The organism is Variovorax sp. GW821-FHT09D05 (genome assembly GCF_059416325.1).
Genome location: NZ_JBWKOZ010000022.1, coordinates 23,233 through 32,935, shown reverse-complemented (window position 1 = coordinate 32,935; position 9,703 = coordinate 23,233). Strand labels below are relative to the sequence as shown.

Here is a 9,703-nt window from a genome sequence, read left to right as displayed (position 1 = left end):
GTGTGAAAGTAGGTCATCGTCAGGCTCTTACAGCCCAGAAACCCCCAGTCAGAAATGACTGGGGGTTTTTGCTTTGGAGGAGGCAATCAGGAAGCGAATTAGGTATTGCGAATACCTGGAGGGCTCATCTCAGCTGCGCCTGCGGCAACCAACTCCGCCAAGATCTCCTTAGTCAATTGATCTAAATCGACAGCGCCGAAAAAGCGTGATCGAATGGCTTCGAGATAAGCGGTACTCCGCAGCCAGGTATTCCAATCCGCGGCAGAGATCGATTGCACCTCCAGCAGCTTGAACTTCATCAACACCTTGATGGCGTGCCGTGCGTGTTTCACGGGATCGCGCTGCAAGCCATCGAGTCGCCGACGCGCGACGGACAAAGCCTTATCGACGTCATCGAAAACAGCGCCATGCCCCGGAATCACCTGCTTCGGTGCGAGTTCCCCAATCAGATCCAACGTAGCGCCCACATCTTCGAACGACGGTTCGCCGGCCAACTCGGGAAACGCAATGCCAAATCCGTTCTCCCACAAGGCATCCGCTGAAATCAGCGTCCGTGATTCCGCGTCGAACAGAATGACCGAATGAGGATCGTGGCCTGGTGCGGCATGCACCTGCCACGGCCTGTCCCCGAGCACGCATTCCGTCCCAGGCTGCAGCAACCCCGTAAAGCCAAATCGTGGACACGTCTGCCCCGTAGCCAAGAAACTCAACCGGCGTTGATCCCAACGCTCCACCAGTGCAGCCTCGCCTGGCGGAATGTCCGTGCGAGCCAACGGATAGCGCGCCTGTAGCGCCGCGTTCCCCCCGCAATGGTCGCTGTGAAGATGCGTATTCAGAATCCGATCGAGCGGCCGCAGCGTCAGCACCGATTCGACCAAGGCCAAGGTCTGATCGGCATGCGTCGCATACCCCGTATCGACCACAGCCGTCTCTTCATCGCCCACGAACAGAACATTGTTCGAAGACAACCATCCTCGCTCGAACACAATGACATTCGCCGGCAGCCCGGCGCTCGCCGACGAATGACTCATTCAGGCGACTGCAGCGGTGCGAAGCTCACGGCGCAGGATCTTCCCCACGTTGGTTTTCGGCAGCGATTCCCGGAACTCGATGTGCTTCGGCCGCTTGTAGCCCGTGAGCTGCGAGTGACAGTACTGGAGCACGGCATCTTCGGTCAGCGTCGGGTCCCTGCGGACCACGAAGACCTTGATGGCCTCGCCCTGCTTCTCATCAGGCACACCCACCGCCGCGCACTCCACAACGCCAGGGCACAACGAAATCACGTTCTCGAGTTCGTTCGGGAACACGTTGAAGCCGCTCACCAGAATCATGTCTTTCTTGCGGTCGACGATGCGGCTGTAGCCGTCTTCCTGCATCACGGCAATGTCGCCGGTGCGCATGAAGCCGTCCGTGGTGAACGCTGCTGCAGTCTCGGCGGGCTGGTTGTAGTAGCCCGTCATCACGTTCGGCCCCTTGATGCAGAGCTCGCCAGACTGACCGATCGGCAGCGAATTTCCGTCATCGTCCTTGATCGCGATCTCAATGCTGGGCAACGGTAGCCCAATCGTTCCGGTGAACTTCGTGTTCGATACCGGATTGTTCGTCCCGATCGCGCAGGTCTCACTCATGCCCCAGCCTTCGATCATCGGACAGCCGGTGGCCTCGAACCACTTGCGCGCCGTACCTTCCGAGGCCGCCATGCCGCCCGCCTGCGAAACGAACAGCGTCGAGAAGTTGATCGATTTGAACTCTGGGTGCATCAGCAGCGCATTGAACAGCGTGTTCACCGCCGGCAGCATGTGGAACGGCCGCTTCTTCAGCACAGCAATGAACTTGTTGAAGTCCCGCGGGTTCGGGATCAGCGTCATGTGCGAACCCTGGCGGATCACCAGCAGGCACAGCGTCAGCGCGAAGATGTGATACAGCGGCAGCGCCGCGATGCTGTTGACCTTCGCGAGGTCACCGGCGCGCGACAGCGCCGGCGTGAACCAGGCCTCGGCCTGCAGCGTTGCCGCGACGATGTTGCGATGGGTCAGCACCGCGCCTTTCGACAGGCCGGTCGTGCCGCCCGTGTACTGCAGGAACGCGATCGAATCGAGCGTGCTCTGATCGGGCCCCAGCGTGCGGCCGCGCCCTTCGGAGATGGCCTGGGTGAAGGGCGTCACCGTGCGCCCATCGCTCAACGGCAACTTGTAGGCCGGCACGAGCTTCGCCAGATGGCGCACCGCCACAGTGATCCACGCGCCGTACAACCCACCCAGCAGGTCGCCCATCGACGTCATGACCACGTGCTTCACGGGCGTACGCTCGATCACCTTTTCAAGCGTTGCCGCGAAGTTCTCGAGGATGACGATGGCCGTTGCCCCGGAGTCCTTCAGCTGGTGCTCCAGCTCCCGCGCCGTGTACAGCGGATTGACGTTGACGCAGGTGTAGCCCGCACGAAGCACGCCGCACATGGTGACCGCAAACTGCGGAATGTTGGGCAGCATGATCGCCACGCGCGCCCCAGGCTCGAGCCCGCGCGACTGAAGCCAGGCGCCCATTGCCTTCGACAGCGTGTCGAGCTCCCCGTAGGACATCCAGCGCTCCATGCAGACCGAGAACGGTCGATCGGCATAACGACCGAAGGCCTCGTCGAACATGTGAGGCAACGACCGGTACTGCTCGGGATTGATTTCGTGCGGCACGCCGGCCGGATAGTTTTGTTGCGCGGATGTTGTCTGCATGCAAGCTCCTTTGGCGCGGATTGTGGGAGGCAGTGCGCCTCCGCCGCCAGCGGGCTTGTCCTAGGGAGCGGGCGTGTGCTGTCGCGCGCGCGATAGCTGCGCGGCTGCAATCATCTCTTCAGGAATTCAGGCCTTGCCCGATTCGCCAGGCAGCAGCACCCCGGCTTCGATATCGGACTCGACCTTCAGCGACTCGTACAACGGCGTGAAGTCGGGCGCCGTGAAGTCGAACAGCTGCGCAAAGCTGTCGATCACGAAGTAGTTGGCCTGGTAGGTGTCGATCTTGTAGCGCGTGCGCATGGTGCGCAGCAGGTCCAGCGGCAGCCGGCGCGGCTCGTCGCTGAGCACCGCGTGCTTCAGTTCGCCCACCGAGCTCAGGATGCCGGCGCCGTAAGCGCGCAGGCCGTCTGGTTGGCGGATCAGCCCGAACTCCACCGTGTACCAGTAGAGCCGCGCGAGCTTCTCGCCAGCGCCCAGTTCGTGCGCCTTGATGCCGCCTGCGCCGTAGCGCTGCACGTAGTCGGCAAAGGTCGGGTCGAACAGCATCGGCACGTGGCCGAATAGGTCATGAAACACGTCGGGCTCGACGATGTAGTCGAACTCTTCGGGCTTGCGGATCCAGTCGGTCACCGGAAACTTGCGGTTCGCGAGCAGCGTGAAGAACGGCAACTCCGGAATCAGCCCCGGCACCGCCACGATCTCCCAGCCCGTTGCGCGGTGCAGCCGTTCGTTGAGTTCCTCGAAGCGCGGGATGCGGTCCTTCACGCCGAGCGAAGGCAATGCCTTGATGAAGGCGTCGCAGGCCAGCCCCGGCAACTGCGCTGCCTGGCGCTCATAGAGCCGGCGGTACGTGTCGTGATCGGCTTCTGTATAGCTGGCCCAGTCCTGCGGGCAGGTGTAGTCGGCCAGCACCGCGCCGCCGCGCGAGTAGTCGCCGCGGGGCGGGCGGTCCGAGGCGCCGTAGACGGCAGGGGTGACAACAGCGGCAGGGGTTTCCATGAGATCGGTCTTGAGTTACTTGAGCCAGCGGTCCATCGTGCGCTGGAAGTCGCCGCCGGCTTGCTGCAGGTGCAGCCATTGGTCGACATACGACTTGAAGGCCACGTCGTCGCGCGGCAGCATCCAGGCCATTTCGCCGTACTGCAGCGGCTTGTCGGGGTTGATCGCGCACAGGCCCGGCTTGAGCTTCTGCTGCGTGATGGCCTCGGCCGCTTCGGTCACGAACACGTCGGCGCGGTTGGCGAGGATCTCGTCGAAGATCGTCACGTTCTCGCCGTGCAGCGTGAGCTTGGCCTGCTTGAAATTGGTCCGGGCGAAGCGTTCGTTGCTGCCGCCCGGGTTGAAGATGACGCGCACCGACGGCTTGTCGATGGCGGCCACGCTCTGGTACTTGGACACGTCCGCGCAGCGCGCAATGGGCGTCTTGCCGTTGACCATGTAGGGGGCGCTGAAGAAGGCGCGCTTCTGCCTGTCGGTGGTGACCGACACGCCGCCCACGGCGATGTCGCACTTGCCGGCGCTCAGGTCGGGCAGCAGGTTGGCCCAGGTGGTCTTGACCCACTCGGGCTTCGCGCCGAGGCTGGCGCTGAAGCCAGTCATCAGGTCGACGTCGATGCCCTCGAAGGCGCCGTCCGTCTTCTGGAAGCTGAAGGGCTTGTAATCGCCCGGCGTGCAGATGCGCAGCACCGCGGCCTTCTGCACCGCATCGAGGTGCGAGCCGGCCACCGGCGCGGCCGCCGGAGCCATGGCACAACCCGAAAGAACGGCGGCAGCTGCCGCGATGAAGGTCAAACCGATTGAAGACGTAAAGCTGCGCATGCGGGCTCCAGAAGCAATAAGGGAAGGGGCCCTTATTTTGCGGCGCTCAGCACGCCGCGGCGCATCTGGTCAAGCTCGATGCTTTCGAACAGCGCCTTGAAGTTGCCGTTGCCGAAGCCGTCGTCGCCCTTGCGCTGGATGAACTCGAAGAAGATCGGGCCCAGTTGGTTCTCGCTGAAGATCTGCAGCAGCAGCGCGTCCTTCTTGCCGTCGATCAGGATCTTGCGCTTTTGCAGCTCTTCCACGCTCTCGCCGTGGCCGGGGATGCGCTTGTCGACCAGCTCGTAGTACGTGTCGATGGTGTCGAGCAGCGTCACGCCGTTGGTGCGCAGCGCGTCGACGGTGCTGTAGAGGTCGTCCGAGCCCATCGCGATGTGCTGGATGCCTTCGCCTCGGTACATGTCCAGATACTCCTGGATCTGGCCAGCCTGTTCCTTGCCCTCTTCGTTGATCGGGATGCGAATCTTGCCGCAGGGGCTGGTCATGGCCTTGCTCTTCACGCCCGTCACCTGGCCTTCGATGTCGAAGTATTTGATCTCGCGGAAGTTGAAGAGCTTTTCGTAGAAGCCGGCCCAGACGTTCATGCGGCCGCGATACACGTTGTGCGTCAGGTGGTCGATGTAGGTCAGGCCGTTGCCGAACGGCGAAAGCGCCTGTTCCGGCGCAACGCCTGGCAATGCCTCGAAGTCGACGTCGTAGAAGCCGATGTTGCCGATGTCGCCGGGCTTCGCGCCGTTCTTGCCGGGCCAGCGGTCCACCAGGTAGATCAGGCTGTCGCCGATGCCCTTGATGGCGGGAATGTTCAGTTCGCCGGGACCGGCCTTATCGGCAAAACCCCATGCGCCGAGTGCCGTGGCGCGTTCGTAGGCTTGCTTGGCATCCTGCACGCGGAAGGCGATGGCGCACACGCTCGGACCGTGCTCGCGAGCGAACTTCTGCGCGAAGGAATCGGGCTCCGCGTTCAGGATGAAGTTGATCGTGCCCTGGCGGTACAGCAGCACGTTCTTGTGGCGGTGCTTGGCCACGGCCTTGAAGCCCATGCGTTCGAACACCTTGCCCATGGCGACCGGATCGGGTGCCGCGTACTCGATGAATTCGAAGCCGTCGGTGCCCATGGGGTTCTCCCAGGGCGTGAAGGCGGGTGCGTCGGCTTGGCTCATGTGCGGTCTCCGGTGGGGTGGAAATTGAATGAATAAGGCGCTAAATCGGCCGGTCATGCAATGTAGGGTGGATGCCTCTCAGGTTTTCTGCGTTTCCGGGCGCTCATGGTGGCTCTTGCGCAGTAAAACTGCAAGAATGCTGAAATGGAAGCTCTGGACAAGATTGATAGGATGATTTTGCGCACGCTGCAAGCAGACGGGCGCGCAACCTACGACCAGATCGCGGAACAGGTGAGCCTGTCGCCCAGCGCCGTGCTGCGGCGGGTCAAGCGCCTGGAAGAACACCGCGTGATCGACCGCTACGTGGCCCTGGTCCAGCCCGAAGCCATCGGCCTGGGGCTGACCGCCTACCTAAATGTGCGGCTCGAAAAGCACACCGAGACCCACAAGCGCAACCCGATGGACCTGTTTCGCGCCAGCGTGCAGACCTGGCCGGAGGTGGTTGAGTGCGCCGCGCTCACCGGCGACATGGACTACCTGCTGCGCGTCGTGGTGGCCGACATGGCCCACTACAGCCGCTTCATCATGGACACCCTGCTCAAGCACCCCAGCGTGGAAGACTGCAAGACCAGCTTCGTGCTGGACCGTGTCAAAGCCACAACAGCTGTTCCGGTTTAGCTACATCTGGTTGCGTGAGCGCCACGTCCCTCGGTACTGGTTCACGAATGTGTCCCGCGATTGACCCTGCGGACTTGTTGTTTAAGGGAAAACCCTTACATTTGAGCCATGCTTACCGCCAAGACCCTTCTCAAAGCGTCTCTCGGCCTCGGCTCTTTCCTGAAAGCGCCGATGGTTGAAGCGCAACCACGCGCCGTCAGCGCGCCTCAACCCGTCATGGTGCCGATCCGCTCGATCGGCCCGCGCGAACGGGAGCGCATCGCCCGCCACCTGCTCGAACTCACCCCGCACGACCGCTACCTGCGCTTCGGCTACGCGGCGGCCGACGAACAGGTCCAGCGCTACGTCGACAGCCTCGATTTCGAGCGCGACGAGCTCTTCGGCATCTACAACCGCCGCCTCGACCTGATCGCGATGGCGCACCTGGCCTTCGCGCCCGGCGACGAGCACAGCGACTGCGCCGAATTCGGCGTGTCGGTTTCGGCGCACGCTCGTGGCCGGGGCTACGGCGCCCGCCTGTTCGAGCGCGCCGTGGTCGTGGCCCGCAACGAAGGCGTGGGCATGCTCTTCATTCATGCGCTGAGCGAAAACGCCGCCATGCTGAAGATCGCCCGCAACGCCGGCGCCACCGTGGTGCGCAGCGGCTCCGAAGCCGAAGCCCACCTGGAACTGCCCAGCGCCACCTTCGACAGCCGCATGAGCGAGATCGCCCTGGAGCATTACGCTGCGGTCGACTTCGCGCTCAAGAGCCGCGCCAAGCAGTTCTGGGCCTTCCTGGCCAGCCTGCAGGAAGTGCGCAGCGGCATGCGCGACGCCCGAAAAAAATCCGCCCCCTGAGGGAACGCGGCGCCTCCAACCGGCTTGTGCCGGCCGTGGGGTAGAGCGTGTCACACGCAATCCGGTATCCTTGTCCCTCCTCAACTAAGCCCTCCCGCAGTGGCCGACCCTCACCCTGAACGCGCTCCCGTTGAACGGGAAGACAAGCGCGGCTTTCTCCAGAAGCTCGCCGAATTCATCCACCCCGGTCCCGACTCGCGCGACGAGCTGATCGAAACCCTGGCGGACGCCGAGGACAACGAGGTGATCGGTGCAGAGTCGCGCGTGATGCTCGAAGGCGTGCTGCGCATGGCCGACATGACCGCCGGCGACGTCATGGTCGCCGCGCCGCGCATGGACCTGGTGAACATCGACGCGCCGTTCGATGCACTGCTGCACCTCATCATCGACACCGCGCACTCGCGCTTCCCGGTGTACGAGGGCGAAAAAGAAAACATCATCGGCATCCTGCTGGCGAAAGACCTGCTCAAGCTGCAGCGCGCGCCGGGCCTGAACATCCGCGCGCTGCTGCGCCCGGCCACCTTCGTGCCCGAGAGCAAGGGCCTGAACGACCTGCTGCGCGAGTTCCGCGGCAACCGCAACCACTTGGCCATCGTCATCGACGAGTTTGGCCGCGTGGCTGGGCTCATCACCATCGAGGACGTGCTCGAGCAGATCGTCGGCGAGATCGAGGACGAGTTCGACATTGCGGAAGACGAGGGCGACATCTTCGGCCTTGCCGACCACACCTACCGTGTTTCGGGCGACACGCCCATCGAGCGCGTGGCCGAGGCCTTCGGCATCGTCTTCGACGAAGAACAGCTCAGCGAAGACTTCGACACCATCGGCGGCCTGATCGCGCACGAGATGGGCCACGTGCCCAAGCGCGGCGAGCACCATGCGATCGGCGGCTTCGACTTCGTGGTGCTGCACACCAAGGGCGGCGCGGTGCGCTGGTTCAAGGTGTCCCCGGCCCGCGGCGGCGACGCGGCCGACTGATGCGCGGCGCGCCGGCTTCCTCTTCCGCCAACCTGTTCCGCCTGCTCGGCTTCGGTGTCGCAGGGCTCGCGCAGGCGCTTTCGATGGCTTCGCCCGTGGGCGGCAAGCCGCTGTGGTGGCTGCAGCTGCTGTCGCTCGGTGCGTTCGTGTGGCTGCTCGACGGCCTTCGCGTGCAGGGTGCGGGCTGGCGTCGGGCCGGCCTGCATGGCTGGCTGTTCTCCACCGCCTGGCTCACCGGCAGCTTCTGGTGGCTCTTCATTTCGATGCACACCTACGGCGGGCTGCCCGCGCCGCTCGCGGCCATCGCCGTGCTGGCACTGGCCGCAGCGCTCGGGCTGTACTACGCCGTGGCTGCTGCCTGGTTCGTGGTGCGCGGTCCGAAGGGGCGGGTAACGGGCGCGCTCGTCTTCGCTGCGCTGTGGACGTTGGCCGAGCTTGTGCGCGGCAGCTGGTTCACGGGCTTTCCGTGGGGCGCTGGCGGCTATGCGCATGTCGAAGGTCCGCTGGCCGCGCTCGCGCCGTGGGTCGGTGTCTACGGCATTGGTGCCGCGGCTGCGCTGGTCGTTGCGCTGGTCGCGCTGCATCGACCCGTTCGCGGCCTGGAGCTTGCGCAGGGGCTGGTGCTGATCGCGCTGGTGTTCGCGGTGCCGCATCTGGTGCCATCACTGAATGGCGACGTTCAGGGCGCCAAGGGTTCGACCGGCAAGCTTCAGGTCGCGCTCCTGCAGGGCAACATCCCGCAGGACGAGAAATTCATTCCCGGCGGCGGCATAGAAACTGCGCTGCGCTGGTACGGCGAACAGCTGCGCGATGCCAAGGCCTCGCTCGTCGTGACGCCCGAAACCGCCTTGCCGCTGCTGCCGCAGCAGTTGCCGGCCGGCTACCTCGATGCGATCCAGGCTCGCTACAGCCAGGGCACGCAGGCCGCCATCGTCGGCCTGCCGATGGGCGGGCAAGGCAGCTACAGCAACTCGGTGCTCGGCTTCCAGCCCGGCGCTGCGCAGCCCTACACGTACAGCAAGCACCACCTTGTGCCTTTCGGCGAGTTCATTCCACTGGGCTTCCGCTGGTTCATCCAGATGATGAACATCCCGCTCGGCGACTTCGAACGCGGCGGGCTCGCGCAGGCGCCTTTCGTCTGGCAGGGCCAGCGCATTGCGCCGAACATCTGCTACGAAGACTTGTTCGGCGATGAGATCGGCGCGAACTTCCGCGACGAGGCCACGGCGCCCACCATCCTGCTCAACGTGAGCAACATCGCGTGGTTCGGCGACTCGGTCGCCATCGACGAGCACCTGTCGATCTCGCGCATGCGCGCCCTCGAGTTCGCGCGGCCGATGGTGCGCTCCACCAACACCGGCGCCACGGTCGTGATCGATGCCGAAGGCCGAGTGACGCACGAACTGCCGCGCCTCACGCGCGGCGTGCTCGAAGCCAGCGTCGAGGGCCGTCGGGGCCTCACGCCCTATGCGCGCTGGGTGGCGCCATTCGGCCTCTGGCCGCTGTGGATATTGGCGATGGCCATCGTGGCGGCAGCCTTCGTGCAAGGCCGCCGCCAGCGCTGAA

9 protein-coding genes are annotated in these 9,703 nt (G+C 64.2%); 4 read left to right on the top strand and 5 right to left on the bottom strand.

Features of this window, described 5'->3' with window-relative positions; translation table 11 throughout:
* Positions 1-98: 98 nt before the first annotated feature.
* The 5 genes from AC07O3_RS34380 to hppD form a co-directional block, all read right to left on the bottom strand.
* Positions 99-1,031 (bottom strand): MBL fold metallo-hydrolase, encoded by a 933-nt coding sequence (locus AC07O3_RS34380; RefSeq protein WP_495341500.1) that lies wholly within the window; start codon positions 1,029-1,031, stop codon positions 99-101.
* Positions 1,032-2,726 (bottom strand): AMP-binding protein, encoded by a 1,695-nt coding sequence (locus AC07O3_RS34375; protein WP_495341499.1) that lies wholly within the window; start codon positions 2,724-2,726, stop codon positions 1,032-1,034.
* 126 nt (positions 2,727-2,852) lie between these two features.
* Positions 2,853-3,725, bottom strand: a complete 873-nt coding sequence (gene phhA, locus AC07O3_RS34370; protein WP_093078303.1) for a phenylalanine 4-monooxygenase — start codon at positions 3,723-3,725, stop codon at positions 2,853-2,855.
* A 15-nt stretch (positions 3,726-3,740) separates the two neighbouring features.
* Complete coding sequence (locus AC07O3_RS34365) at positions 3,741-4,544, bottom strand: transporter substrate-binding domain-containing protein (protein ID WP_093059824.1); 804 nt, start codon at positions 4,542-4,544, stop codon at positions 3,741-3,743.
* Positions 4,545-4,576: 32 nt separating this feature from the next.
* Positions 4,577-5,704 carry a 4-hydroxyphenylpyruvate dioxygenase gene (gene hppD, locus AC07O3_RS34360; protein WP_093059826.1) on the bottom strand — a complete coding sequence of 376 codons (1,128 nt, stop codon included), beginning with the start codon at positions 5,702-5,704 and terminating at the stop codon, positions 4,577-4,579.
* Between the two features lie 144 nt (positions 5,705-5,848).
* On the opposite strand from hppD, the gene AC07O3_RS34355 reads away from it, so the two are divergent.
* From AC07O3_RS34355 to lnt, 4 genes are all read left to right on the top strand, one after another.
* Positions 5,849-6,322: an Lrp/AsnC family transcriptional regulator gene (locus AC07O3_RS34355; protein ID WP_093059828.1), complete on the top strand. Its 474-nt coding sequence runs from the start codon at positions 5,849-5,851 to the stop codon at positions 6,320-6,322.
* 108 nt (positions 6,323-6,430) lie between these two features.
* Positions 6,431-7,159, top strand: coding sequence for a GNAT family N-acetyltransferase (locus AC07O3_RS34350; protein WP_093059830.1), 729 nt, complete (start codon positions 6,431-6,433; stop codon positions 7,157-7,159).
* A 99-nt stretch (positions 7,160-7,258) separates the two neighbouring features.
* Positions 7,259-8,137 (top strand): CorC family transporter, encoded by an 879-nt coding sequence (locus tag AC07O3_RS34345; RefSeq protein ID WP_007836122.1) that lies wholly within the window; start codon positions 7,259-7,261, stop codon positions 8,135-8,137.
* A complete protein-coding gene (gene lnt, locus AC07O3_RS34340) occupies positions 8,137-9,702 on the top strand; it encodes an apolipoprotein N-acyltransferase (RefSeq protein WP_495341498.1) in 1,566 nt (521 codons plus the stop codon). The genes AC07O3_RS34345 and lnt overlap by 1 nt, the downstream gene beginning before the upstream one ends.
* Position 9,703: the final 1 nt, after the last annotated feature.